Here is a 24,707-nt window from a genome sequence, read left to right as displayed (position 1 = left end):
ACCAATCAAAACAAATCATGATGAAGCTACTAATGCACAACAAACTACTACTGTGGTTTTTGGTTTTTGTCTTTCCCCTGGCCGCATCGGCAGGTTCGGAAGAGAAACATGATCAGCATGAACCGGAAATTAACGATCCGATCAAGTTGGATAATCCCATGAGTGTACAATACCTGAAGAAGAATCTTAGGAAAAGTACGCCCCGCCTTATACTTACCCCCTCTATAGAAAGGAATCTCAAGAAAGACCTGAGAACTGATCCGGTGGTTCAAAACATGTATGAAGCGATCAAACTCAACGCTCAGGAAATTCAGACTGAACCTTTATTAAAACGTGAATTGGAAGGTCGGAGATTATTAGGAGTCTCCCGCGAGATGCTCTACCGCATGAATATTCTTGGCATCGTCTACCGTATCGACAGAGATGAAAAAGTACTGAACAGAATCAATGATGAGCTTATTGCGGTTTGTGACTTCCAGGACTGGAACCCTTCTCATTATCTGGATGTAGCCGAAATGGCTATGGCGGTGGCCCTGGCTGTTGACTGGGCGGGAGAAGATTTGCCAGCATCTACTGTGGAGCTGGCAAAAAGTGCCCTTATAGAAAAGGGAATCATGCCCAGCTACAATGAAGATGGGAATGTGGGCTGGATCAGTGGTAACAACAACTGGAACCAGGTCTGCAATGGTGGAATGATTGCTGCATCCATTGCTATCGCTGAAGAAGATCCTGAACTAGCGTCCCAAACCATCGCCCGTGCGCTGGATGGTATACCTCATGCCTTGGAAGAATACGGCCCTGATGGCGTCTACCCTGAAGGCTCTACTTACTGGAGTTATGGAACCAGTTTTTCAGTATTAACTGCCTCTATGCTGGAAAGTGCTTTTGATACTGATTTTGGCCTGGCAGAGTATCCTGCTTTTATGGAAAGTGCTGATTTCAGAGTATTAAGTGTAGCCCCCTCCGGCTGGTACTATAACTTTGCCGACTGTGGCGATCAAAGAAGTGAAACCGGAGACTTAACGCTCGCCTGGTTTGCCAAAAAAACTGGCAATGAGACTTATTTTGAAGAAGAAAGATTCCTCCAGAGCCCTGAAGATATGGGAAAGCTTGCCAGATACGCTGGAGCAGGATTGGTCTGGCTGTCACAATTTGAAGAAGAGACTGACAAAAACCTTCCTGAGGCATGGATGGGAGAAGGCTCCAACCCGGTTGTGTTTTTCAGGGATGAAGATTCTAACTATTATTTCGGAGGTAAAGGAGGGCGAGGCACTGTCAATCACGGAAACATGGATGCAGGCTCTTTTATATTTGAACTCGATGGTGTACGCTGGATAGTTGATCCCGGTAATCAAAGCTATCATGAGCTGGAGAAAACCGGATTTGACTTATGGGATCGCTGCCAGGACTGTGAGCGCTGGACGCTGCTCACCAAAAATAATTATGGTCATAGTACGCTCACTGTAAATGATAAGCTTCACCATGTAGATGGTTTTGCCAGCATTGCAGACTTTAAAGAAGGTGAGAACCCCGAAGCCACTATTGATATGACAGAAGTGTTTGGTGAGGACCTGGCTTCTGCCAGCCGAAGATTTGCAAAAGAGGATGATAACTCATTGCTCATTGAAGACCAGTTTCAGACCAATGAGAATACAAAAAACATCACCTGGCAACTCATGACTACTGCCGATGTAGAAATCGTAGATGGAGGAGCTATCCTGCGTCAGGAGGGCAAGAGCTTAAAACTGGAAAACTTATCTCATCCGGAGCTCACTGTTTCTATCATTTCCCTTGACCCTCCACCTCTGCAACTTGACAGAACAATAGACAACTTAAAACGGCTGGAAATCCGAATGCCTGCCTATCTTTTCCCCGAAAAAGAAGGTGAGTTACGGGTACGTTTATCTGCCGCAGATTAAGAAATACAGGACAGGCTAAGCTGAGGGAAATCGGATTATGTACCGTTCTTCCTTGTCAATGCCGCTAATTGTCCTATTTTTGTGAAAAAATTTAACCGACACAGCATGAGCGTTTTAGTTAATAAAGATTCCAAAGTCCTGGTACAAGGTTTTACCGGTTCAGAAGGCACTTTTCATGCCGGCCAGATGATTGAATACGGGACCAATGTAGTAGGAGGTGTTACCCCTGGTAAAGGTGGACAGACTCACCTTGACCGTCCTGTTTTCAACTCTGTACAGGAAGGTGTAGACCAGACGGGGGCCAATGTTTCCATCATATTTGTACCTCCTGCCTTTGCTGCCGATGCCATTATGGAAGCAGCCAATGCAGGCATCAAAGTTATCGTAGCTATTACCGAGGGTATTCCGGTAAAAGATATGATGATTGCTAAAGATTACATCAAAGATAAAGATGTAACGCTCATCGGCCCTAATTGTCCGGGCGTTATCACTCCCGAAGAAGCTAAAGTAGGTATTATGCCTGGTTTTGTGTTCAAGAAAGGAAAAGTAGGTATTGTATCTAAATCTGGTACGCTTACTTATGAGGCTGCCGACCAGGTAGTAAAAGCAGGTCTGGGCATTTCTACTGCTATTGGTATTGGTGGTGACCCTATTATCGGAACCTCTACCAAACAGGCTGTACAGCTACTGATGGATGATCCTGAGACCGAGGCTATCGTAATGATTGGTGAGATTGGTGGTAACTATGAAGCTGAAGCAGCCCGCTGGATTCAGGAGAATGGCAATAAAAAGCCGGTTGTAGGATTTATTGCTGGCCAGACTGCCCCTCCCGGCCGTCGTATGGGACATGCAGGAGCCATCATCGGCGGTAAAGACGATACTGCTGAAGCTAAGATGAAAATTATGAAAGAATGTGGCCTTGTAGTAGTTGATACTCCTGCCAAGATAGGTACTACTATTGCTGACGCAATAAAAAAATAGAAACGCAATTCTTTAGATTTTGCTTGTCAGATTTGAGTGATTTACGAATAAGCAAAGAAGGCGGTCTCCCAGGAGACCGTTTTTTTATGTATTCTGTAAAATGTAATTTATAAGATATTATTAAGGAGTTTATACAGAATAATGGAGACACTTTTGATCTAAATGTTAGATATGAAAAATTTCAAAAGATTCTCCACAGTTGAATTTGCCGATGCTTCCCCAGAAGTTCGTGCTATTTATAGCGATACCATGAAAGAGATGGGTATCCCTTTTGTTTTGAATTGGTTTAAATGCCAGGGCAGCAACCCCACTCTACTTCGGGGTAACTGGGAAAAGCTCAAGTCAAGCCTGCTGCGAGGCAATGTTCCTTTTATCCTCAAACAGCTCATTATATATAACATCTCCCAGAAAAAAGGCTGTAAGTATTGCGCTCACGCTCACGGTCTTATGGCAGACAGCATGAGCAAGACGCTTACTGATGAGGAAGGCTTTAAGGTAACTGAAAACATGGGAAGTGATTTCATCCCATCCAGTTACAAGAGTGCCATACGCATCGTTACTGAGGCTGCTCTTTATCCTACCAATACTACTGATGAAGATTTTGAGGAACTACGTGATGAAGGATTCTCAGAGCATGAAATTCAGGAGTTGATGAGTCTGGCTGATCTCACCAATATGCTCAATACCATTGCTGATATCTCAGGAATAAAGATTGATAATGAGCTTATGGAAACCAAACAGTAGGTAAGGAATATTTGCTAGTCACATTAGGCCTATTATTTACCATCGCAGACTACCCTGATACCTGGTAGTCTTTTTTTACACATTTGGGCAAAATTTTACTTTTTTATAAATGGATCATTTAGATTTTGTCAATAAGTCGCTAAGGCTACGGTATGAGGCGCTTTCTAAATTTGCCACCGACATCAATCAGGTTAAATCAATGGAGGCTATCGGAGCGGCCATTGCCTCCAATATCAAGTTTGTTATTGATGCATTCGTGCTCAGGCTGAGTATGGTCAGCCCCCAGGGAAATTATACTATGGAGCTGTTTCGTGGCGAATGCAATCTTTATCAGAATCATCAGGATCAGCTTACTCCCTTTGAACACCAATGTTTTGCCAATGGTGTACCTCTGTCATTAGAAAGAAAAGATATTGAAAATTCAGATGCACTTAAGGACAGTATCTTCAGCCACCCTAAAACCACTCACCTACTGGTTTTACCTACTGCCACCAGCGTTGAACAGAAACTGATTCTATTTTTTGCCAACAAAAGTACCTACCCTTACAATGAGGTGGATTTTCGCTTCGCCAGCCTGATCAGTGAACTGCTTACTACTAAGATCTCTCAGCTATTACTGATCAAAAAAATTGCTGAAAACTACAAAGCATTGTCTGAAGCAAACCAGCAGCTCTCTCAGCTTAATGAAGAAGTCCGTACCCTGAATAATGAGTTGGAAATCAAAGTTGAAGAAAGAACCCATAAGCTCAGTGAAGCTCATCATGAACTCAACACCCTCTTTTATCGTACTTCTCATGATTTTCGTCGTCCACTTTCCGCCATGCTGGGACTGATCAACCTGATGGAGATCAACCCTGATCCTCAAGAGATGCCGGTACTTACGCAACATCTTAAAACTTCAGTAACTGAACTGGACCGGATGCTTATTAAGCTGCAAACCATCAGCCTAACTGAAGTGGATGATGAAGCTGTAGAAATGATAGACTTTTCGCTTTTGGTAAACAGCCTAAAAGATCATTTTGAAGAAAAATTTAATCAATATAAGATTAGCTTTACTTCCCATATTCAGTTGCAGCATCCATTTTTTACCCATCCTATGATTTTGGAGGCCATCCTTGTCAACATCACAGAAAACTCAATCTGTTATTGTAAGGCTCAGGAGCCCTATATCAAACTTACCATCACAGAGATGGAAAATAAGCTGATGATTCAAATTGAAGACAATGGTGATGGTGTAATGGAGCAGTATAAAGACAAGGTGTTTGATATGTATACCAAAACCAGTGAACGCTCTACCGGCAATGGATTAGGTTTGTACATTGTAAAAAAACTGGTGGAAAAACTAAAAGGGCGGGTCACTTTAGAAAGCATTTATAAACAGGGAACAACTGTAAGCCTTACTCTCCCCTATCCTGAGGAATCTGACAAGCCGGAAAAAGCCTGCTCATTGTCAACTCTGAAGATGATGGTCAGGTAAAAATTTTTCAGTCCTGATCAGAACAAAAAATAATTTTCAAGCGAACTCCTAGCGGGCTCTTTTTTATGCCTTAAAATTCCTGTTCTCCAAATTCACTTTTGATAAATTTGGATTTGCCTGCTGGCTGGTTGATGCGGTAGCTAAGGTTAAGCATAATTACATCTACTTCATACACGTAATTGGTAGTGGTATAAAACTCTCCGGTCGTTTCTGCATTATTGCCCCGGGCGTCGTCACGCCAAGTAGTAATCCTCTGCTCGTTGGTAGGTAATAAGCCCATATCCATATTGAGCCACTGCAAAGTAGCGGTAAGGCGTTTGTCCAGAAAGGATTTCTGCACAGTAAGGTTGGGAGAAAGAAAACGGGAATCTTCACCCTGGGCAGTATTTTGGTCTGAAATATAATTGAGCGTCCATTGTATATTAAAGTCAGGCGTGATCTTAAAAGTAGTATTGGCGTTGATAGAATAAATCCAACTGCTGGTATTGACCGGCTCACCGGCAAATTCTCCATCAATATTATAGTTGTATAGATTTCCTCCGGCATATATCTGCCACCAGTCGGTTGGATTAAGCTCCGCTCCCGCCTCTAATCCGTAAGACCTTCCCCGACCTACATTGGAATATATACGGTTCAGAATGGTATCATTATATACTGTATTAACACGATTGATTAGATTCTGTACATCCTGAAAGTAGGCAGTTGCAAATACTGAATTATCACCAAAGTCTTTGATGACTCCCACTTCTACCAGGTCAATGAATTCAGGTAGCAGTTCCGCGTCCCCCTGCTCCAGCGTTTCGGAATGCTCTCTTTCAGGAAAAGGATTCATCTTAAAAGTGGTAGTTCTTTCTACCCTTTTGCTATATGCGGCTTTTAACCGGAAGCTTTCTGTCCAGTCATAAAGCAGATTGGCAGAAGGATAAAGTTTCACAAAATCATAATTGTAAGTACTGTCTACAAATTGGTTAGTAAGTACTAGCTGCCTGTCCATGATCTCTACTCGCATACCTGCCGCATAAGAAAGCTTATCCCACTTGGAAGAATACTGTCCGTATAAAGAATGAATTCGTCGGTTAAGATCTACCGTACTGGAGAACTCAGGGATCAGCACATATTCATCCGTACCGATAATTCTTTCTTCGTAATAAAAGTCTCCCTGATGGTCCAGATTCCGAAACTGATAGCCAGCGTCCAGTTTACCCTGTCCCAGTGGCTTGCTGTAATCCAGTTGAAAACGGATACCATGCAAAGGATTGTCATTGGTATTATACTGATCCTGCAGGGTATCTAACAGTGTAGGCCAGGAAAGATTTAGGTTGGTAGTAGGGCCTCCCAGCATGGTGTACTCATATAGCAGAGAAGCAGAAAGCTTAGACTGACCGTCAAAAGTATGGGCATAGTCCAGGCTGCTGATCAGAAAATCTCCTCGGCGGATACGCAGGTTCTCGTTATAGTAAGTGATCTGACTTATAGTATCGTTTTCAGGCAGGTACACTTTGCTATTGTTATAAAGAATATCCGCAGTGCGATCCTTGCTGCGCTTACCGGCATACAGGCCCAGACTCAGATTATCATTTGCAGTGGGAGTATAGCCTATTGTTGCCCGGGCCGTATAGGCTTTTTCATCAAAACTACGTTCCCCATCGGAAGGGAATCGTGTCAAAGTATCGTTGATAATAGTGAATACATCACCTTCTCTTCTTCCAGCGATATCATTCCTGAGATAGCTGGCTCCTAAGGCAATATCCCACTTATCCTTCCGATAGTTAAGGGTGAAATCTCCGCCAAAGCGATGGGCAGGCTCGGCATTGTCATAAGGCTCTATGCTGGGCAAACCCACTCTGGCATTGACCTGAAGAAACAGGCCGTCGGTAGCGCCTTTGCGGGTAATGATGTTGATAATACCTGCCTTCCCCTCCGGATCATACTTGGCGGATGGTGCAGTGACGATTTCCACATCCTCAATGGCATTGGCCGGAAGCTGGTTTAAAATTACTGTAGGATCACTTTGTATAGGTTTGCCGTTAAGCAATATGGTAAAGCCTGAAGAACCCCGTACCGTAACTTCCCCTTCAGCATTTACTGCTACTGAAGGTACATTTCTCAATACATCGGTGGCAGTACCTCCCATAGATGACTGGAACTGCCCGGCATCATACACCTGACGGTCTATTTTGTGGTAAGTAGCAGCTTTTTGTCCACTCACCTGTATTTCGTTCAAGAGTTGTTCATTAGCTTGAAGGGCAATGGCTCCGGCATCATAAGTCTGTGCTTTGGATAAGCGGATGTTTTCCAGTTTTTTATTTTCGTAACCTACAAATTGTACTTGCAGATAATATTGTCCTTCACTCAAATTTTCCAGCTTAAAAAAGCCATTTGCCTGGGTTACAACCCCGCTGATGATGGAGGAATCAGCCGGAGAGAAAAGTACAACATTAGCATATTCTAAAGGAGCATTACTGCTTTGGTCTAATACGCTTCCCTGAATGATTGCTTGCTGGGCACTGAGTTGATGAAGTAGAAAGGCAAAAAATAGGCTTAGGCAAATTGGCTTGAACATAAATAAAGCATGGCTAAAAGAAAAAGATGAAGTTATCATCCATCTGCCGTACCATCATGGTCATTTTGCCATTGATTATGGTGATTTTAGTTGTTGCTACATCATATCACGGTATTTCTGAGGGGTCAGTCGGGTCTGGGTTTTGAAAAACCTGACAAAATTGGAAGTATCACTGAATTGCAGGTCAGTAGCAATCTCAGTCACTGTTTTATCAGTATGAAATAGCAGGTTTTTAGCTTCCAGCACGATGCGTTCTTTGATGATGCTACTGGCATTCTTGCCTAAAGTGAACTGGCATACTTCGTTCAGTTTAGTGGTAGAACTATTCAGCGCTTCTGCGTACTCACTGACCAGCTTCAGTTCCTGAAACTTTTGATCTACCATTTTTTTGTAACTGTAAAGGAGATTCAGCTTATTTTGACTGCCATGCTGCTGGTGCGTCAGCTTTTGAGATAGTTTTAAGATAAGCAAGTTGAGGTAAGCATACAGCATCTCTTCTGACTTATCCTCCTCCTGATACTCCTCCATGCACTGCTGAAAAATACTTATCAGATCGTGGGCATCTTTCAGTTTGATTTCCGGCTGAAACTCATAAAGTTTGGTGCGTGCAGCCGGATAATTTTGCAAAACTTCTTCCTTAAACATCAGCACATAACCTTTGGGAATTTGCGAAAAATCCCAGCAATGTACCTGTCCAGGCTTAAGGATATGCACTAAAGGTGGAAACACTTCATAGCTGCTGTCATCTATGGTATGGAATCCGGCACCTTCACTGAGCAGGATAATTTCAAAATAGCCATCGTGTTTATGAGGACGGGTAGGTTTGATCACTTCCTTCATTTTACTCACCTTAAATAGTTGATGAGTTTCAATCTTGGCTTTAAGAGGAATATTTTGCATGGACACTTATCGTAACACTTGATGCCGCAGAAAGTTAATACATTCTGCATACAACTTCATGCAACCTTCAATCTTACCTCATTAAGGCGATTTTTTTATCTACCAATTACTTCTTTTGCATTCAATATCCAATAGTATTCGTGATAATCCAGGGCGTAATTGTCGGGAAGTTTGGCGTTCCTGTACCGATTAATAAAGGCTTTAACACTTTGTCCGTGAAAGGTAAAGTCATTCTTATACCAGGCAAAAATTCGGGAGATCAGTATTTTTTGTGATTCGTGATCTATTTCAATAAAATTTTCATGATTCAAACTTAAACGAGTGCTCTGATCCAGTTGATGATCAAGCTTATGGGGGAGATATGCAAAGTTTGCCATTTGGGGGCATGAAACCGCAGCATTAGAAAGTGCAAAGTGAATACGCGGGTCACGGTAAGGTATCATAATTTTCATGATTTCCAGATGGTTAAGCGTCATGCTTTCACCAGCTACCTGATGTTTTACCTGATCAAAAAAACCTTCATGATCCAGAGGTGAACTCATCGGATAATACTTAGAGACCTGATACAATACTATGAGGTTATAAGCATTGATGTAAAATGCCTTTTTTTCCTCTACTGTCATTTTATTTACTTCTATCTGCCCTATAGCCTGATACAGTGTTTCCATCGGCTCAAAATGATTCTGTATCCCCTGATAATCTACTTTTCCATCATTTACCCACTGCTTGAGAAAGCTATCAGTTTCTTTAAGAAATGATTGATAATACATCCCGGCCTGAGTATTCGTAACGGTAAATCCGTAAATAATGAGTAAACAAAGTATATTTTTCATATAGCTAAATTTTATACAAATCTAATAGTTTATTGTACTATTAAAATTTAGCTTGACAGATTCTATTACGTATAAGCTGAATTTGGGAAGCATGAAATATTTACGATAATTATCTCAGTACCCAGAAGCGTAAAAAGCACAAATGGAGTCGCACATTTTTGCCAAATCTTTTATTTTACTTTGCAAAGGCTAACCACAGTTTGAGGCCTTTGAAATAATTTAGCTATTCATGAGCAACCAAAAGATTACCGCTATATTACTACTTTCCTGCCCCGACAGGGTAGGCTTAGTTTCCAGAATCTCCCATTTCATCTTTGAACGTGGAGGAAATATTCTTGACCTGGACGAGCATGTAGATACACACCAAAATATATTCTCAGCCAGAGTAGCCTGGGATATGAATAACTTTTCTATTCCGGCCTCTAAGGTAAAAGAAGCTTTTGCCCCTCTGGCTAATGAATTTGATGCCAGTTGGAGATTGCAGTTTTCAGGGGTAGCGCAGAGGGTGGCCATATTTGTATCCAAATACGATCACTGCCTGCAGGAAATACTTTGGCGTAAAAGTATGAGAGAGTTTGATTTTGATATTCCGCTGATCATCTCCAATCACCCTGATCTGGAGCCGTTGGCGAAGCATTATAATATCTCATATCATGTATTTCCCATCAGCAAAGAGAACCGCCTGGAACAGGAAGAAAAAGAGATTGCACTCCTAAAGGAACATCAGATCGACACCATTGTTTTGGCTCGTTATATGCAAATTATATCCCCTCAATTTGTAGCGAAGTATCCTAATAAGATTATCAATATTCATCACTCTTTTTTACCGGCCTTTATCGGGGGTAATCCTTACAAAAAAGCTTATGAGAGGGGGGTAAAGCTTATTGGAGCTACCAGCCATTATGTAACTGCTGAAATTGATGAGGGACCTATCATTGAGCAGGATATTATCAGAATCTCGCACAAGGATTCGGTTAAAGATCTGGTCAGAAAAGGGCGGGATCTAGAGCGGCTGGTGTTGGCTCGTGCCTTACATCATCATAGCGAGCACCGTATTCTGGTGAATGAGAACAAGACCATCATTTTTGATTAATTTAATAGTGTTATTTTACTTTTTATTTGGCTCTATTTTAGAGTGTTAAAATTGCTTCCCGGCTATAGTTCGGTAAAATTTACAGTAATGAAATACTTGTTTAGAATGATCTTACGGTTTAGGCGTGGCTTATGAGGATGTTTGTGTACTGGTAACTGTCAAAAATCAATACTTTAAGAAAACTTGATTCCAGATTATCCCAAAAACTTCTTTACCAAAACTCCAATAATAATCACTACAATAATGATCAGGATAATGGCTGTCCAGAATCCTGCTTCAAAAATATCGCCTATAAAATCGCATCCGCTCATGCTGACCATAAGAACAAATGCCAAAAGTAAGGTCTTAATAGAGGTGTAATTCATAATAATATTTTTTATTGGAGACGAATCCTGTCCTTTGGACATGGAATGTATTTGCTTATGATAAAAATAGGGATATACCTCTAGTCAAAGTGTATATCCCGTTCAAAAAGGTATTCTCTAACTTACTATTTCTTAATAGCTGTTAATCTTTTTTCTCAATTCATCTTTGCTCTTACCGGTTTTCTTTTGCAACCGTCCTAAAAGTTCGTCTTCTTTACCTTCAGCATAGGTTAAGTCTTCGTCAGTAAGCTCACCATAATCCTGCTTAAGCTTACCTTTCACTTCATTCCATCTACCTTTTATTCTTAAATCATCCATAGCTAAAAAAATTAAGTTATACATCGGTTTAAATAAAATATAACCTACCAAAATCAGAATTGTTCTCTATTTGAATTGAAAATTTTCTCCTCTGTCCTATATCTGGATTGAAAGTTATCCTTATCCTATGTAATGTGCGCTGAAGCAACTGACTGCATCAGCCACATTGTGACATTTTTTTTTAGCAACTCATAACCACCTTGCAAGAATCATTTGGTATTTTATTACTCTGGATATCAATTAGTTTTTCATACAGCAGTACTTAAATTTTTCGCCTGAACCACAGGGGCAAGGGTCATTACGCCCGACGCGCTTGGGCTTACGAAAAGGATTACGCAACCTGCGCCTCATATCCTGATGATATACTTTGCGAAGAGTTTTGTACAAATCAGGATGCTTCTGCTGAAATAGCTTTGGCCTTTCAAAAAAATACTCGCTGGCTACTGCCAGAAACTCTTCCTCGCTGGTAGCAGCATATTCATCAATATCACTTTTACCCTTACGAATGCGCTGCATCTCCCGGCGCATAAGTTTGAGCCATGGCTTGGCATACTCTTTATCATTTAATTCTCCCGGTATCCCGTCAATCTCGCCATCCTGCTTATCCAGAATATGGATAAACTCATGGATCCCCACATTATGCTTATCGCTGGTATTACCAAAGCTATTGTGCAAACTTTTCTTGCTCAGGACCATTACTCCTTCCATATTTCGTCCGCTACCCACCATACCAGTAATTACCTCTTCAGGATTATCCATTGAAAAATTTCTGTCAAATGAGGCCGGATAAAGCAAGACTTCATGCAGGTAATTGTATTTCCAGCGGGGAAAACCAAAGAGAGGAATTACTGCGCTACAAGCTACCAGCAGGCGGTCCAGGTCTGTCACCTCCACTCTGATACCCGTGATACGCACCTGCTTCAGAAAGTTACGGATGCTCTTCTCAAAGCGCCGTCTTTCTTTTTCATTCAGATTTTGATAGAAGTGAACATGTTTCTGTAGCAGTTCTTTCCATTCTGTGGGAAACTTAGAAGGAAGGGAATAAGCAGGACGATTTCTGTACCACGCCCAGAACCCCAGATACCCCAGCAATAGAAAACCTATCACAGTAAAAAATACATTCATAGTGCAAACAAATAAGATTAAAAAATTTACGACTCCATTATTGATTTATCTTAAATAGGTTGACGACGTATTAAAAGACCTCAGGCTTAACAGCCCTTTACCGAAAAGGTTTGGGTTTTACCTAAGTATGCCAAAGAAGGGACAAAAATCACTACTGCTTTGCTTAAAGTATGGCTTCACTATACTTCATAAAATCGGGCTTATTTCATTTCTCTCGGACTCAGCCTAAATAAAAACCCTACGCTTTTACCTAATTCTTAAGACATGTAAGCAAAAGCCTTCCTTAGGTAAAACACTCTCTTAATCAATTCTTTAATTTGTACAGCAATGAATTCAAAAAGTTAAATCAATAATTAGGTAATAATAATGTTAAAGAAAATTTTTCAGACGGGAGTTCGGGAGCAGCATCCCGCGCATCTGGAGCGTAAAATAATTTTATCTAACCAGATTGCCTTAATTTCGGCTGTATTCGTTGGTCTTCCATTTATATTTATCTCATTATTATTCTTTCCACTCCTTACCATAGTACCCATCGTAGGGATAATAGCTTGCTTAGGAGTTCTTTTGCTTAATCACTTAGGACTCATTCACTCCAGCCGGATCATACTCTCACTTACCCTTATAGCGCTGGCAGCTATTTACAACGCTGCCTTATCTCCTACGGGAGCAGAGCCGATCACAGGCATATACATTATCGAGCTAAGCTTTGTTTTTATCCCGCTTATTGTTTTTGATTTTCGGGAGAAGCTCTACCTCTTTCCCTCTATAGGGATTGCAGTAGTCATCTTTCTGAGTTTTGACCTGAGCAACCAATGGATAGAGATGGATCTGGATACCTCACTACTCCAAAATGGATTTGTAAATAACCTCTGCACATTTTTAGGAACAGCAGTTAGTTTATGCTGTATTCACATACTCATCCACGAAAGTAGATTAGCAGAAAAGCGCTCTACCCAACTTCTGGATGAAGCTCGTGAGAGTAATCTTAAAGCTGAAGCTTCAGAAAACGAACTGAAAGAGAACCTGGAAAGACTTAGACAAAGCCAGGAAGAAGAAAAGAAAAGGCAATGGGCCTCCGAGGGTCTGGCTCAGGCTACCAAAATACTTAGGCAGTATGATGACATCAGTCAGCTATATGATAGCCTGATCTCATTTATTGTCCATTACATAGAGGCGAATCAGGGGGGACTTTTTATTGTGGACGAAGAAGGTGGCCAGAAGATCATTGAACTCAAAGCATGCTATGCTTACGAACGTAAAAAGCATATTCAGAAAAGAGTAGAGATTGGCGAAGGACTGATTGGCCAGACTTATCTGGAGAGAGAGTATATTTATATGACTGACATTCCTCTTAGCTACGTTAATATCACTTCCGGCTTAGGTATGGCTCCTCCCCGCAACCTGCTGATTGTTCCCCTGATGGCCAATGAAACCATTGAAGGAATTATTGAGCTTGCTTCATTTAAGAAAATGGAAGAACACGAGATCCAGTTTATCAATACTTTGGGCGAGAGTATTGCTTCCACTGTGCGCAATGTTAAGATCAATCAGAAAACCAAAGAGTTGTTAGCAGAATCTCAGCAGCAGACAGAAGAGATGAGAGCCCAGGAAGAGGAAATGCGCCAGAACATGGAAGAACTTCAGGCTACCCAGGAAGAAATGACCCGTAAGCAGAAAGAACTTGAGCAAATCAAGATAGACCTTGAAATGAAGCAGCAGGAAGTAGAGAAAGTAAGAGAGTCAGAAAAGGCCCGGGCTGAAGCTAAGATAGCCACACAGAAAAAGTCTATGAATGCGGTTTTGGAAAAGATGAAAGAGAAGGAGTCTTCTTATCAGAAAACTGTAGAAGAACAGGAAAAACTAATTGCAGAACTTAAAAGTCAAATTAACAACTAAACTCAAATTGTATGGTACATTTAGATGAAGACTATCTGAAAATCAGTTATGATGCAGACGCAGCTTGCGTGATGATGCAATGGAAAAGCTTTGCTACCAGTGAGGAGTTTCGTCATGGTCTTAATGAAGGGTTAAAGCTTATTCAACAAAAAAACGCTTCCAATTGGCTAGCCGACCTTCGTAAAATGGAAGCTATTGATCCGGAAGATGAGCAGTGGAGCAACGAGAACTGGTTCCCCAGAGCTCTACAGGCTGGTATAAACCGAATGGCACTAGTGCCCTCTGAAGATGTTTTTAACAGTATTTCTGTAGAAAACATTATGAATTCTGTAGCTGGTACCGGCCTGGTTACGCACTATTTTAAGGAGGCTGACGAAGCCAAAAGCTGGCTTAAAGAGCAGAAAGCAGAATTTGCTGCCAAATAATTAGATGTAATCTCAGTCATATACTAAAAAGCCCGGCTAATTTGATAGCCGGGCTCTATTTTTTTACCATTTTAGTGGATTCACTTTTTTATGCGCGTATCTTTTCATTGATGATTTTGCTAAACCTGATTGGCATCACCTGTGGAGCGCGGGTAAATAACCCAACTTCTTCAGGAGCTTTTCCATCGGCAAAGCTAATCTCTTCCATTACATCCAAAAGCATATTTGTAGCCATCTCAACCTCTGTCTTGGCAAGCATTGCTCCAACACAAAAATGCCTTCCCAACGCAAATGCAGTATGATTGGCTGCTCCGGAGTAAGCTCTCTCCATGTTAAGATCTTCTCTCATAATGTTGAAGCTATGTGGATCTTCGTACTTTCTTTTGTCACGGTTGGCCGCACCAATCAGACAGGTTACCGTAGCATTAGCAGGGATCACTCCACCAGACATTTCCACTTCTTCAGTCGGCTGCCTCATGATCATGTGCACGGGAGGAGAATAACGCAAAGTCTCGGCAAAGGCGTAGCTTACCAGCATACGGTCCTGGCGTACCATCGCCATCTGGTCAGGATGCTCAATCAGATTTTTGAAAAGGCTAGCTAAGGCCTTGTCGGTAGTCTCTCCGCCAGCAGTTAGGAGCAGGCTACAAAACGCCTTGATCTCCTGGTCGCTCATCTGTACGCCATCTACCTCTGCCATGCAAAGGGTAGAAAGCAGATCGCTTCCGGGATTAGCTCTTCTTTCCTGGATGATAGCCAACATATATTCTTCAAACTCAACTTTAGTTTTCAGTCCTTCTTCAATAATTTTAGGGTCCTGAGTCAGGTTTGAAAGAAAGGCCATGATGGAGGTATACCAGCCGTGAAAACGCATCATGTCTTGTTTGGGCAGCCCCAGCATATCTACGATGACTCCAATAGGAAAAAGTGTAGCAAAATCATGAATAAAATCTATTTCATTGCCAGCAGGGAAACGCTCAATCAGTTCCAAAATATTTTTGCGTATTACCGGAACAAACTTCTCAAAAAGCTCTTTTCCTTTGAAGGAAGGCGTAAGCAAATTACGATGCCGCGAATGTTCTTTCCCTTCCATTTGTAAAATGGTTCTCCCATGTACAGGCTCAAGCTGCCAGTCATAATTTCGGGAAGAGAATCGCGGATCTTTAAAGGCTTTTTCCACATCTTCATATCTGCTGATGATGTAGCTGTTAGTAGGTTCATGAAAAAATAGCGGAAACTCATTCTGCATTTTTTCATAGAAATAGTAGGGATTTTTAGCAAATTCCGGACTTAGAATGTCAATACCTTGCATTTTTTATCAGTTTATGTAAAAAAATAATAGTAGCTAAAATATGCTGGCTGCCTACAATATTTCTATTTATTTAAAGCTTAACCTTACTCACATTTATATTGGTAGGTTTCTTTATCTTAAAAGAAATGAGCTGAATAAAATTTATCTGGTTTAACATTCTCAAATTTATCTTAAGCCTTATATTATACTTAAAGCCATGTACTGCCATATTAAAGATATATACCTTATTATTGTCATTAGAAACTATCTGAGCCGGAATACTCCTCTTAACTGAGGACCATTTGATAATTCGGCCCTAAGTACCTGAGAAAAAATGAATATTTATGAACTCTACCAACGCTAAGATCCAAAATTACAATAAGCAAGTAGGCTTAAAGTTTCAGTTGTACAATAGCCTTTTTACTGCTCTTCCTTTTCACCGGGTAGAAAAAACCGGGGTTCTACTATCTACTTTTTTATTACACTGCGAAGAGGGATACAACAAAGAGCAAAGCCCGGTAGAGATTATAGATTCCTTTTTTAAGCAGTACACCTCCTACCAAAATGAGCAGGAACAAATTGATCTGCTCTTTAGATTTGTGCAATATGCTGAGCGGCAGGTAGTTCTTTTTGATGCTGTGGAAGATGCTGCCTTCAGCGATATTTATGATTTGAATGGAATAGGTACCCTTAAGCACCTACAATCTGAGGTGCTGCACTCTAACAAGCGAGTGCAACTGGCTGAAAAGCTAAAAGATTTTTCTGTAAGATTAGTGCTTACAGCTCACCCTACACAGTTTTACCCCAGTGAGGTACTTGGTATTATCAATGACTTATCCAATGCCATTGTCAACGACAATACCGCTGAGGTCAATAGCTTTTTACAGCAGTTGGGTAAGACTCCTTTCTTTAAGAAAGAAAAACCCACACCCTATGATGAAGCGGTTAACCTAATCTGGTTTTTGCAGAACAGATTTTATCCTGCGGCGGGTCGTATCATGTCCAATTTCAAAAATCAGTTCCAGGAAGAGGTGAATGAAGAAAATCCGCTGATACGGCTTGGGTTCTGGCCGGGCGGTGACCGGGATGGTAATCCTTACGTAAAGGTAGATACCACTCTCAAAGTAGCCGCAGAGTTACGTAGCGGGATTCTTAATGCTTACTATATTGATGTTCACCAGCTGAAAGGTCGTCTTACTTTCAAAGGTATATCCAATGTACTGGCAAGTTTGGAAGAAAAAATCTACCAAAACCTTTCTGACCCCAATCATCACTCTGATCTCACTAAAGAGGAAATCATTAGTACGCTTAAGCAAATACGGGCTACACTGCTGGAGCAACATAATGGCCTCTTCCAGGAAATGGTTGAGGACCTGTTGAGAAAAGTAGAGCTTTTTGGCCTTCATTTTGCCTCACTGGATATACGTCAGGATAGCTCAGTGCACTCTGAACTCATGGCGGAGATAGCCAAGAAATCTTCTGCCCTTCCTGATAATTATACTGAGCTTTCTGAAGAAGAAAAAATTAATATTCTACTGAATATTCAGGAAACCCTTGATCCTTCCATTTTTGAGAATGAGCTTTTCAGAGATACCCTGGAAACAGTTTCAGCGATCAAAACTATTCAAAAACGCAATGGTGAAGATGGCTGCCATCGCTATATCATCAGCCACAGTACCAGTGCTCTGGATGTGATGCACGTCTACGGATTATTGAAGCTCGGGGGATGGCAGGCTGATGAAATGAAGGTAGACATTGTGCCACTATTTGAGTCTATTGAAGACCTCAGGAACGCCTCAAAAGTAATGAAAGCACTGTACGAGAATGAAGTGTACCGCAAACACCTGGCGAAGCGCAATAACATACAAACCATCATGGTAGGCTTCTCTGATGGTACCAAAGATGGAGGCTATCTGATGGCTAATTTTAGTATATATAAGGCTAAAGAAGCACTCACGCAGGTTTCCAAAGAATATGGCATACAGGTAGTCTTTTTTGACGGACGAGGAGGACCTCCTGCTCGTGGAGGAGGAAGAACTCATCAGTTCTACGCCTCTCTGGGAAGTAATATTGCTAACAAAGAAATTCAGCTTACTATCCAGGGTCAAACCATCAGTTCTAATTTTGGTACAGTAGATAGTGCACAGTTTAACATGGAGCAACTGATGCACGCCGGTATCAGTAACGCGCTTTTCTACTCTGATAAACTGACACAAACCAAAGAAGAAGATGATTTACTATTGAGCCTATCCGAAAAAAGTTATGAAGCTTATAATGCTTTAAAAAATCACCCTGGCTTTTTAGAGTATCTGAACGAAGTCAGCCCACTTCGTTATTATGGTCAGGCCAATATTGGCAGCCGGCCATCTAAGCGTAAGCCTGGTAAACTTAATCTGGATGACCTCCGGGCAGTGCCTTATGTGGGATCATGGAGCCAGCTAAAACAAAACCTACCCGGATATTATGGTGTAGGTATTGCTTTGGAAAAACTAGAAGAAGAAGGTAAGTGGGAAGAAGTCCGACAATTGTACCAAAGCTCCCTATTCTTCAAAACATTGATGGATAATTGTGAGATGGCTATGTGCAAATCCTTTTTCCCCTTGACAGCATTTCTTGCTGAACATCCGAAATATGGCGCACTATGGACTTTGATTCATGAAGAGTTTCAGCGTACCAAATCCCATATGCTTAAGCTGGCAGGTACTACCCAACTGATGGAAGACAAACCTATTAACAGCCTCTCTATACAGATGCGGCAACGTATTGAGTTACCCTTACTGACCATTCAGCAGTATGCACTCAATAAGATTCGGGAAGAAAGAGAAGGTAATACCGATTCAGAAAGCGCTAATATGAAGGTATATGAGAAGATGGTGGTACGCTGCTCTTTTGGTATTATCAATGCAGGTAGAAACTCTGCCTAAAGAATAAGATAAATCAATTGAGTGCTTTCGTTAACTATCCTATATGGTGGTTGTAGTTGAGGAAAGCACTTTTTCGTACTCAGATTCCATACATAACTTGATGTTGTGGCAATTACGCTTTCCCGTTCTTCTCAGATGCTATAATATCAATCGGAAATTTTAAATGTAAAGAGGTCCCCTCCCCTGCTGAACTGTTAAAAGCAATACCTCCCTGTAAAAGCGAAACTGTCTTTTTGACCATATATGTACCCAGACCTGTACCTTTGGCTTTTCCGGAGGTGATATATTTTTGGAAAAAGTTTTGCTGTATTTCCTGAGGAATCTCTCCCTCATTATGGATTACTACACTCAGCCATTCATTTTGTTGCGTAAGCTCAACACTCACTTGTTTGAACTTGGGAGAAGCCTCCACAGCATTCTTAAGAAGGTTGTAGAATATAATGTTAAACAGAAAAGCATCACTATTGAGCATCAGTTCTTCCTGGCTGCCTGTGTCTGTTTGTTTCTGTAAAGTAAGTTCTTTTGCCCTCACTAGTATTGACAGGTCAGCCCAGATATCGTCTATCATTTTGTGCAGATCAAAAATCCCCAGGCTAGGGGTATATTTGTCGCTTTCAATCTGAATGATACCATACAAACGGTTTGTGAGATCAAATGCTCTTTGGGCAGACTGTTGTAGACGTTTAACAAACTCGGTCTTCTGAGAAGTAGAGAAACTCTCATGCGAGAGAAATTCAGATAATGAAAGTATATTACTTACCGGGCCACGCAGATCGTGCAATAGCAGTTCCATGGCATGTTCCTGTGAAGTAACCAGTGTATTTAATTTACTTATGGTTTCTTTAAGCTCTTTCTCCGTTTTTTTGGTGTCTGAGATATCTACTACGAAAGTTACTTTTTTAGGCTCTCCATTTCTGATAACATAAGCAGCATTTGCATAAATAGCGATCTGGCTACCATCTTTTCGCTGTACCTCCCACTCATTACCCATTTCATGTTTGTGGATCATAAAAGCTTCATGTTGTTGAATCAGCTTTGTTTTATCTTGCTCGGGTACTACTTTTGTAAAATGCTGTCCTATCAGTTCGTCTCTGGAATATTGGTATAGTTCACAGTATGTTTCGTTGACTTGCTCCAAAATACCTTCCTTATTACTTACACAAATGGCAAGAGGGATCTGATGTATTTTGGGCAGAAGGGCGTGGCCACTATCATTAAATTTATCTCTTAAATAGGTGAGGTACTGTTTGCTACTCTCTTTGTAAGGTTCTTCAAGATACTCTGACTGTTCCATTAAAACTATTTCAGGAAATGTTTGCGGATAAACGTAAAAATAGATTATTTACCCTAATTTTAAGTAAACTTATATATCTCTCAGAAATATAAGAATATTTAATATTTCATCAAATACAAATCTAATACTGTTATGGAAGAGCGTATCTTAAGCTTACGAAAGCTACTAAGTCTCTCTCAAAAAGAGTTTGCCAATAAAATCTCCATTACCCAGGCAGCGCTTTCTCAGATAGAGAGTGGCAAAACTACCCTTTCTATTTCAACAGTGTACAGTCTGATCAAAGCTTTTGAATTACGTCCTGACTGGTTGCTTTTTGGCCAGGGAGAAATCTTTGCTCATCAGAAAATTGATACCGCACAAGGCACTCCTCCCAATGCTCAGAAAAGCTATGATCAGCTTATTCCTTTTGTAGGGCAAGATGCTGAAGCTGGTTATCCGGAGAATTGTAAAGATGCTGAGTATATAAAAACACTGGGCTCTTACCGTATTCCCGGTTTTGAGGAAAGATCATTCCGTATGTTTAATATCAGTGGAGATAGTATGCATCCTTCTCTTTTTGAAAACGAAATCGTCATTACCCAGGCCGTTGAGAAAATTGAAAGTATACAGGATAATCGGCTATGTGTAATCATTGCCAAGGATGGTATTGTAGCTAAGCGGGTATTTCAGGATGGTGGTGATTCCATTCTCCTCAAAAGTGATAACCCTAAGTACAAAACATATAAGCTTACTTATAGTGAAGTGACTGAAATTTGGGAAATCAAAGGAAAAATCTCTACCGCCTTTCTAAATGAAACTAAGTTGCCAGCTGATGAAAGTCTCATTACCCAACGACTAGATGAATTAGAAAAAACTGTGAAAGTACTAAAAGAAGCTCTTGAGTTAGATGGGAAAGTCCATGAAAATGGTAAGCTGGAGCCGGTAAAGAAAAATAAAAGCTAATAGTGTTATTCTTTGTGGCGGATGAATTCATGAGTTGAGAAACTTAAAAAAAGTAGTCCTCCGTGGAGCGGCAAATTTGAAGCGACCAAGCATTCAAACTATGCCTACTCTACAGATCAGCGAAGCTGAAATGCAAAAACTAGATACAGAAAGATTCTCATACAAGCAAGTGATCGTACAGCGACGTTTGCACTGCGTATATCTGAAAGCGCGTATGGATCTGACCAACGAGCAGATCGGTCGGTGTATGAACGTACATGCTAATCAAGTGGGTCAGTATATCGGTAGCTATCAAGCCGAAGGGTTGGTCAAACTCACTACCACTCACTACGGTACGAACCGTAGTGTTTTGGAAGACCATGCCGATGTACTGATTGCCTCCTTCAACGAACGCCCCCCGTTGAGTCTAGCTGAAGCCCGACATCGCATCGTGGAACTTACTGGTATCAAGCGAGACATCAGTCGTGTAGAAGCCTTTTTAAAACGGAATGGATTTACTTATCGCAAATGCGGTTATTTGCCCGGTAAGGCTAATCCCGAAAAGCAACAGCAGTGGCTGGAAGGATCTTTTGAAGAAGAACTTCGGGCCGCTCAGCAAGGAAAAAAAGTGCTGCTCTTTATGGATGCCGCGCACTTTGTCCTATCCCACTTCTGTTGCATGATGTGGTGCGTAAAGCGACTCTTCATCCGTTCAGGGGCAGGAAGAAACCGCATCAACGTGCTAGGCGCACTCAATGCAATCAATCAACAAGTTACCACGCTGATTAACACCACCTACATCAATGCTGAGGTAATTATAGCTTTCTTAGGACAGCTAAGAAAGCAGTATCCTGGCTTACCCATCACCATTGTATTAGACAACGCACGCTATCAACATTGTAAAGCCGTTATCGCTTTTGCCGAAAGCATCCATATCAAACTGCTGTTTCTTCCACCGTATTCGCCCAATCTTAATCTTATTGAGCGACTCTGGAAAATGGCTAAAAAGAAAGTGTTATACGGGCAATACTACCCAAATCCAACTCATTTTCATTATGCGGTGACAAGCTTCTTTGAACACATAGATACATATCAAAATGAACTCAAATCGCTGTTGACCCTCAAATTCCAAACCTTTAACAATTCACGAATCTATGCGCCATGAAGTATAAATAAAAAAAACCGACATGTTTTTAGCCATATCGGTTAGCAATAACTTATCTTCTTAATCTTTTACCAATTCAATTCTACTTAGCGTAGCTGATTGAGCGCATCTCGCGAATTACTGTCACTTTAACCTGACCAGGGTACTGCATGTCTTTTTCTATCTTGCGGGATATTTCATAAGACAATGTACCTGCCTGATCATCAGTTACATGCTCAGCGTCTACGATTACTCTCAGCTCTCGTCCTGCCTGAATGGCATAGCACTTGCTTACTCCATCAAAATCCATCCCTAAAGATTCCAAATCTTTCAGACGCTGAATATAAGAATCTACTACTTCTCGTCTTGCCCCAGGTCGCGATCCTGAAATCGCATCACAGGCCTGAATGATGGGTGAAATGATAGAGGTCATCTCAACTTCATCGTGGTGCGCACCTATGGCATTACATACTTCCGGATGCTCATTATACTTCTCAGCCAGCTTCATTCCTAATAGCGCATGGGGAAGCTCTGGTTCTTCTGGCCACACCTTACCGATATCATGAAGCAAACCAGCCCGTTTGGCAAGCTTGGGGGCAAGGCCAAGTTCGGAAGCCATGGTAGCCGCCAGGTTAGCTACTTCCCGAGAATGCTGCAACAAATTTTGTCCATAAGAAGAGCGGAAGCGCATACGACCTACCATGCGTATAAGTTCGGGATGCAAACCATGAATACCTAAATCAATAGCTGTACGTTCCCCAATTTCTATGATCTCTTCTTCCATGTTTTTGGTAGTTTTGGCTACCACTTCCTCAATACGTGCAGGGTGAATACGACCGTCTGTAACGAGGCGGTGCAGCGAAAGGCGGGCGATCTCTCTGCGTACAGGGTCAAAACCAGAAATAATAATGGCTTCTGGTGTATCGTCTACAATAATCTCTACGCCAGTGACAGCTTCCAGAGCACGGATATTTCTACCCTCTCGTCCGATAATTTTACCTTTGATATCATCGCTTTCAATATTGAAAACAGAAACACAGTTTTCAATGGCATGTTCAGTAGCCGTGCGTTGTATGGTCTCTAATACTACTTTTTTAGCCTCTTTGGTTGCTGAAAGCTTAGCTTCTTCAATGATATTTTTGATATGGGCTGATGCCTGGGTGCGCGCTTCAGCTTCCAGGCTTTCCATAAGTTGATGCTTGGCTTCTTCAGCGGTAAGGCTGGCAGCCTTTTCCAATATGCTTACCTGCTGTTGCTTGATTTTATCTAGTTCGGATTGTTTCTTTCTTACAAGTTCTTGCTGAGACTCCAGCATTTCTTCTTTAGACTTAAGCTCAGCTTCCTGGGTCTTCACTTTTTCTATCTGCTCTCTCAGATGCTGTTCCCGCTGTTTTAGCTTATTCTCATTCGTAACCAGTATGTTTTTCTTACGGTTAGCTTCTTCTTCAAAGTCAGACTTTAGCTTCAGGTATTTCTCCTTGGCTTCGTAAATTTTTTCCTTTTTGATATTTTCCGCATTGATTTTTGCTTCGCGGATAATGAAATCTGCCTCTTCCTTAATCTTCTGCTCTTTTTCTTTTACCGCCTCTTCTCTGCTTTGAAGTTGTCTTTCCTGATCTAGGTTGGATTTATTAGAAAGGCCTTTGCCGATGAATATACCTGCGCCCAGCGACCCAATGGCTACGGCTAACAGTAGAAATATCATTTCACTCATTTTTCCGAGTTTTGTTAAAAAGTACCACTATTTACAATAGCAGCTTAACTACTGATGAGCGAAAATATTAACAAGTTCAGTTATACAGATAAGTGATAAGTAGATTTGATAAAATACAAGCTTTGTGATGTTAAACACTACGCTCGGGCGTAAGGGCGCGACTAATTAGCTTATTAAGATTACCCAACTTGTCTGAAACCCTCTCTTCCGTATCAGAAAGTTTTCTCTCATAGTCTATTTTTTCCATGAAAGCATCAAAGGCAACCATTGCCAGCAAATCCTGTTTATCATTAGTACCAAAGCGATCTTTATACTTACGCAACTGTTCGTTGACCATTCGCCCGGCTTTTCTAATTTGCTCCTCCTCATCCGCCTCAATCTTCATGGGGTATTCTCGGTCACCTATTCTTATCTTTATTGAAAGTTCACCCATTAGATATTCCGCAATTTATTGACTTAGTTGAGCAATACATTTATCAATTTTCCTGATGTACTCGTTAATCGTACGCTTTATTTCAGTAGTATCGTCTTGATCTGCTACTGCGTTGTTTACAATTTTACTTAATTTTAATGTCTTTTGAAAATGATCAATTTGCTCATTTTTTTCATCTACAACTGATCTGAGCATCTTGTTTTCCTCTCTCAGCTGCTTAAGCTCATCCTTCAGGGCGTTGTGCTGGCTTACCAGCAGCTCGACCTTCCGTTCTAAGACAGAAATCTCAGTGACCAGTTTTTTCTGATTCATAAATAGCTATTGCTACTTTTGGTTATGGTTAGTAT

21 protein-coding genes are annotated in these 24,707 nt (G+C 41.2%); 10 read left to right on the top strand and 11 right to left on the bottom strand.

Features of this window, described 5'->3' with window-relative positions; all coding sequences use genetic code 11:
- Positions 1–17 precede the first annotated feature (17 nt).
- The 4 genes from WJR50_RS01580 (at position 18) to WJR50_RS01565 (ending at position 5,121) form a co-directional block, all read left to right on the top strand.
- Complete coding sequence (locus tag WJR50_RS01580) at positions 18–1,919, top strand: heparinase II/III domain-containing protein (protein WP_341291455.1); 1,902 nt, start codon at positions 18–20, stop codon at positions 1,917–1,919.
- 105 nt (positions 1,920–2,024) lie between these two features.
- Positions 2,025–2,900, top strand: coding sequence for a succinate--CoA ligase subunit alpha (sucD, locus tag WJR50_RS01575; protein WP_341291454.1), 876 nt, complete (start codon positions 2,025–2,027; stop codon positions 2,898–2,900).
- 171 nt (positions 2,901–3,071) lie between these two features.
- On the top strand, positions 3,072–3,644 hold the full coding sequence (locus WJR50_RS01570) for a carboxymuconolactone decarboxylase family protein (RefSeq protein ID WP_341291453.1): 573 nt from the start codon (positions 3,072–3,074) through the stop codon (positions 3,642–3,644).
- Between the two features lie 109 nt (positions 3,645–3,753).
- On the top strand, positions 3,754–5,121 hold the full coding sequence (locus tag WJR50_RS01565) for a sensor histidine kinase (RefSeq protein ID WP_341291452.1): 1,368 nt from the start codon (positions 3,754–3,756) through the stop codon (positions 5,119–5,121).
- A gap of 70 nt (positions 5,122–5,191) precedes the next feature.
- Here WJR50_RS01565 and WJR50_RS01560 read toward each other — a convergent pair whose 3' ends face one another.
- The 3 genes from WJR50_RS01560 to WJR50_RS01550 form a co-directional block, all read right to left on the bottom strand.
- On the bottom strand, positions 5,192–7,684 hold the full coding sequence (locus tag WJR50_RS01560) for a TonB-dependent receptor (protein ID WP_341291451.1): 2,493 nt from the start codon (positions 7,682–7,684) through the stop codon (positions 5,192–5,194).
- 96 nt (positions 7,685–7,780) lie between these two features.
- On the bottom strand, positions 7,781–8,584 hold the full coding sequence (locus WJR50_RS01555) for an AraC family transcriptional regulator (RefSeq protein ID WP_341291450.1): 804 nt from the start codon (positions 8,582–8,584) through the stop codon (positions 7,781–7,783).
- A gap of 95 nt (positions 8,585–8,679) precedes the next feature.
- Positions 8,680–9,417, bottom strand: a complete 738-nt coding sequence (locus tag WJR50_RS01550; protein ID WP_341291449.1) for a DUF547 domain-containing protein — start codon at positions 9,415–9,417, stop codon at positions 8,680–8,682.
- A gap of 229 nt (positions 9,418–9,646) precedes the next feature.
- On the opposite strand from WJR50_RS01550, the gene purU reads away from it, so the two are divergent.
- Complete coding sequence (gene purU, locus WJR50_RS01545; protein ID WP_341291448.1) at positions 9,647–10,510, top strand: formyltetrahydrofolate deformylase; 864 nt, start codon at positions 9,647–9,649, stop codon at positions 10,508–10,510.
- 194 nt (positions 10,511–10,704) lie between these two features.
- Here purU and WJR50_RS01540 read toward each other — a convergent pair whose 3' ends face one another.
- From WJR50_RS01540 to WJR50_RS01530, 3 genes are all read right to left on the bottom strand, one after another.
- Positions 10,705–10,875, bottom strand: a complete 171-nt coding sequence (locus WJR50_RS01540; RefSeq protein ID WP_341291447.1) for a hypothetical protein — start codon at positions 10,873–10,875, stop codon at positions 10,705–10,707.
- Positions 10,876–11,007: 132 nt separating this feature from the next.
- Complete coding sequence (locus WJR50_RS01535; protein ID WP_341291446.1) at positions 11,008–11,193, bottom strand: CsbD family protein; 186 nt, start codon at positions 11,191–11,193, stop codon at positions 11,008–11,010.
- 240 nt (positions 11,194–11,433) lie between these two features.
- Complete coding sequence (locus WJR50_RS01530) at positions 11,434–12,318, bottom strand: zinc-dependent peptidase (RefSeq protein WP_341291445.1); 885 nt, start codon at positions 12,316–12,318, stop codon at positions 11,434–11,436.
- A gap of 366 nt (positions 12,319–12,684) precedes the next feature.
- On the opposite strand from WJR50_RS01530, the gene WJR50_RS01525 reads away from it, so the two are divergent.
- Both WJR50_RS01525 and WJR50_RS01520 read left to right on the top strand, forming a co-directional pair.
- Entirely contained in the window at positions 12,685–14,214 is a 1,530-nt protein-coding gene (locus tag WJR50_RS01525) for a GAF domain-containing protein (RefSeq protein WP_341291444.1), read from the top strand.
- A gap of 11 nt (positions 14,215–14,225) precedes the next feature.
- Positions 14,226–14,639 (top strand): STAS/SEC14 domain-containing protein, encoded by a 414-nt coding sequence (locus WJR50_RS01520; RefSeq protein ID WP_341291443.1) that lies wholly within the window; start codon positions 14,226–14,228, stop codon positions 14,637–14,639.
- 88 nt (positions 14,640–14,727) lie between these two features.
- Here WJR50_RS01520 and WJR50_RS01515 read toward each other — a convergent pair whose 3' ends face one another.
- Entirely contained in the window at positions 14,728–15,951 is a 1,224-nt protein-coding gene (locus WJR50_RS01515) for a cytochrome P450 (RefSeq protein WP_341291442.1), read from the bottom strand.
- A gap of 323 nt (positions 15,952–16,274) precedes the next feature.
- Between WJR50_RS01515 and WJR50_RS01510 the strand changes: the two genes are divergently transcribed.
- A complete protein-coding gene (locus WJR50_RS01510) occupies positions 16,275–18,854 on the top strand; it encodes a phosphoenolpyruvate carboxylase (RefSeq protein WP_341291441.1) in 2,580 nt (859 codons plus the stop codon).
- A gap of 112 nt (positions 18,855–18,966) precedes the next feature.
- Here WJR50_RS01510 and WJR50_RS01505 read toward each other — a convergent pair whose 3' ends face one another.
- Positions 18,967–20,148 carry a PAS domain-containing sensor histidine kinase gene (locus WJR50_RS01505; RefSeq protein ID WP_341291440.1) on the bottom strand — a complete coding sequence of 394 codons (1,182 nt, stop codon included), beginning with the start codon at positions 20,146–20,148 and terminating at the stop codon, positions 18,967–18,969.
- Positions 20,149–20,280: 132 nt separating this feature from the next.
- Between WJR50_RS01505 and WJR50_RS01500 the strand changes: the two genes are divergently transcribed.
- Together WJR50_RS01500 and WJR50_RS01495 are read left to right on the top strand one after the other, a co-directional pair.
- The gene (locus WJR50_RS01500; protein WP_341291439.1) at positions 20,281–21,090 is read left to right on the top strand and encodes an XRE family transcriptional regulator; all 810 of its coding nucleotides are present in this window, start codon (positions 20,281–20,283) and stop codon (positions 21,088–21,090) included.
- 100 nt (positions 21,091–21,190) lie between these two features.
- Positions 21,191–22,234 (top strand): IS630 family transposase, encoded by a 1,044-nt coding sequence (locus WJR50_RS01495; RefSeq protein WP_341291438.1) that lies wholly within the window; start codon positions 21,191–21,193, stop codon positions 22,232–22,234.
- 82 nt (positions 22,235–22,316) lie between these two features.
- Here the strand turns inward: WJR50_RS01495 and rny are convergent, their stop codons facing one another.
- From rny to WJR50_RS01480, 3 genes are all read right to left on the bottom strand, one after another.
- Positions 22,317–23,927, bottom strand: a complete 1,611-nt coding sequence (gene rny, locus WJR50_RS01490) for a ribonuclease Y (RefSeq protein WP_341291437.1) — start codon at positions 23,925–23,927, stop codon at positions 22,317–22,319.
- A 130-nt stretch (positions 23,928–24,057) separates the two neighbouring features.
- Entirely contained in the window at positions 24,058–24,360 is a 303-nt protein-coding gene (locus WJR50_RS01485; protein WP_341291436.1) for a cell division protein ZapA, read from the bottom strand.
- A 15-nt stretch (positions 24,361–24,375) separates the two neighbouring features.
- A complete protein-coding gene (locus WJR50_RS01480) occupies positions 24,376–24,672 on the bottom strand; it encodes a hypothetical protein (RefSeq protein WP_341291435.1) in 297 nt (98 codons plus the stop codon).
- Positions 24,673–24,707: the final 35 nt, after the last annotated feature.

The sequence above is a fragment of the Catalinimonas locisalis genome (assembly GCF_038039535.1).
Taxonomy (GTDB): domain Bacteria; phylum Bacteroidota; class Bacteroidia; order Cytophagales; family Cyclobacteriaceae; genus Catalinimonas.
The sequence above is the reverse complement of the archived record's forward strand: the minus strand, read 5'-3'. Positions and strand labels throughout refer to the sequence as shown.

Coding starts and splice junctions, on each gene's coding strand:
- WJR50_RS01525 (WP_341291444.1), top strand. CDS start 12,685: ATGTTAAAGAAAATTTTTCAGACGGGAGTTCGGGAGCAGCATCCCGCG.
- WJR50_RS01565 (WP_341291452.1), top strand. CDS start 3,754: ATGGATCATTTAGATTTTGTCAATAAGTCGCTAAGGCTACGGTATGAG.
- rny (WP_341291437.1), bottom strand. CDS start 23,927: ATGAGTGAAATGATATTTCTACTGTTAGCCGTAGCCATTGGGTCGCTG.
- WJR50_RS01485 (WP_341291436.1), bottom strand. CDS start 24,360: ATGGGTGAACTTTCAATAAAGATAAGAATAGGTGACCGAGAATACCCC.
- purU (WP_341291448.1), top strand. CDS start 9,647: ATGAGCAACCAAAAGATTACCGCTATATTACTACTTTCCTGCCCCGAC.
- WJR50_RS01540 (WP_341291447.1), bottom strand. CDS start 10,875: ATGAATTACACCTCTATTAAGACCTTACTTTTGGCATTTGTTCTTATG.
- WJR50_RS01555 (WP_341291450.1), bottom strand. CDS start 8,584: ATGCAAAATATTCCTCTTAAAGCCAAGATTGAAACTCATCAACTATTT.
- WJR50_RS01515 (WP_341291442.1), bottom strand. CDS start 15,951: ATGCAAGGTATTGACATTCTAAGTCCGGAATTTGCTAAAAATCCCTAC.
- WJR50_RS01500 (WP_341291439.1), top strand. CDS start 20,281: ATGGAAGAGCGTATCTTAAGCTTACGAAAGCTACTAAGTCTCTCTCAA.
- WJR50_RS01520 (WP_341291443.1), top strand. CDS start 14,226: ATGGTACATTTAGATGAAGACTATCTGAAAATCAGTTATGATGCAGAC.
- sucD (WP_341291454.1), top strand. CDS start 2,025: ATGAGCGTTTTAGTTAATAAAGATTCCAAAGTCCTGGTACAAGGTTTT.
- WJR50_RS01535 (WP_341291446.1), bottom strand. CDS start 11,193: ATGGATGATTTAAGAATAAAAGGTAGATGGAATGAAGTGAAAGGTAAG.
- WJR50_RS01495 (WP_341291438.1), top strand. CDS start 21,191: ATGCCTACTCTACAGATCAGCGAAGCTGAAATGCAAAAACTAGATACA.
- WJR50_RS01550 (WP_341291449.1), bottom strand. CDS start 9,417: ATGAAAAATATACTTTGTTTACTCATTATTTACGGATTTACCGTTACG.
- WJR50_RS01560 (WP_341291451.1), bottom strand. CDS start 7,684: ATGTTCAAGCCAATTTGCCTAAGCCTATTTTTTGCCTTTCTACTTCAT.
- WJR50_RS01530 (WP_341291445.1), bottom strand. CDS start 12,318: ATGAATGTATTTTTTACTGTGATAGGTTTTCTATTGCTGGGGTATCTG.
- WJR50_RS01580 (WP_341291455.1), top strand. CDS start 18: ATGATGAAGCTACTAATGCACAACAAACTACTACTGTGGTTTTTGGTT.
- WJR50_RS01510 (WP_341291441.1), top strand. CDS start 16,275: ATGAACTCTACCAACGCTAAGATCCAAAATTACAATAAGCAAGTAGGC.
- WJR50_RS01505 (WP_341291440.1), bottom strand. CDS start 20,148: ATGGAACAGTCAGAGTATCTTGAAGAACCTTACAAAGAGAGTAGCAAA.
- WJR50_RS01570 (WP_341291453.1), top strand. CDS start 3,072: ATGAAAAATTTCAAAAGATTCTCCACAGTTGAATTTGCCGATGCTTCC.
- WJR50_RS01480 (WP_341291435.1), bottom strand. CDS start 24,672: ATGAATCAGAAAAAACTGGTCACTGAGATTTCTGTCTTAGAACGGAAG.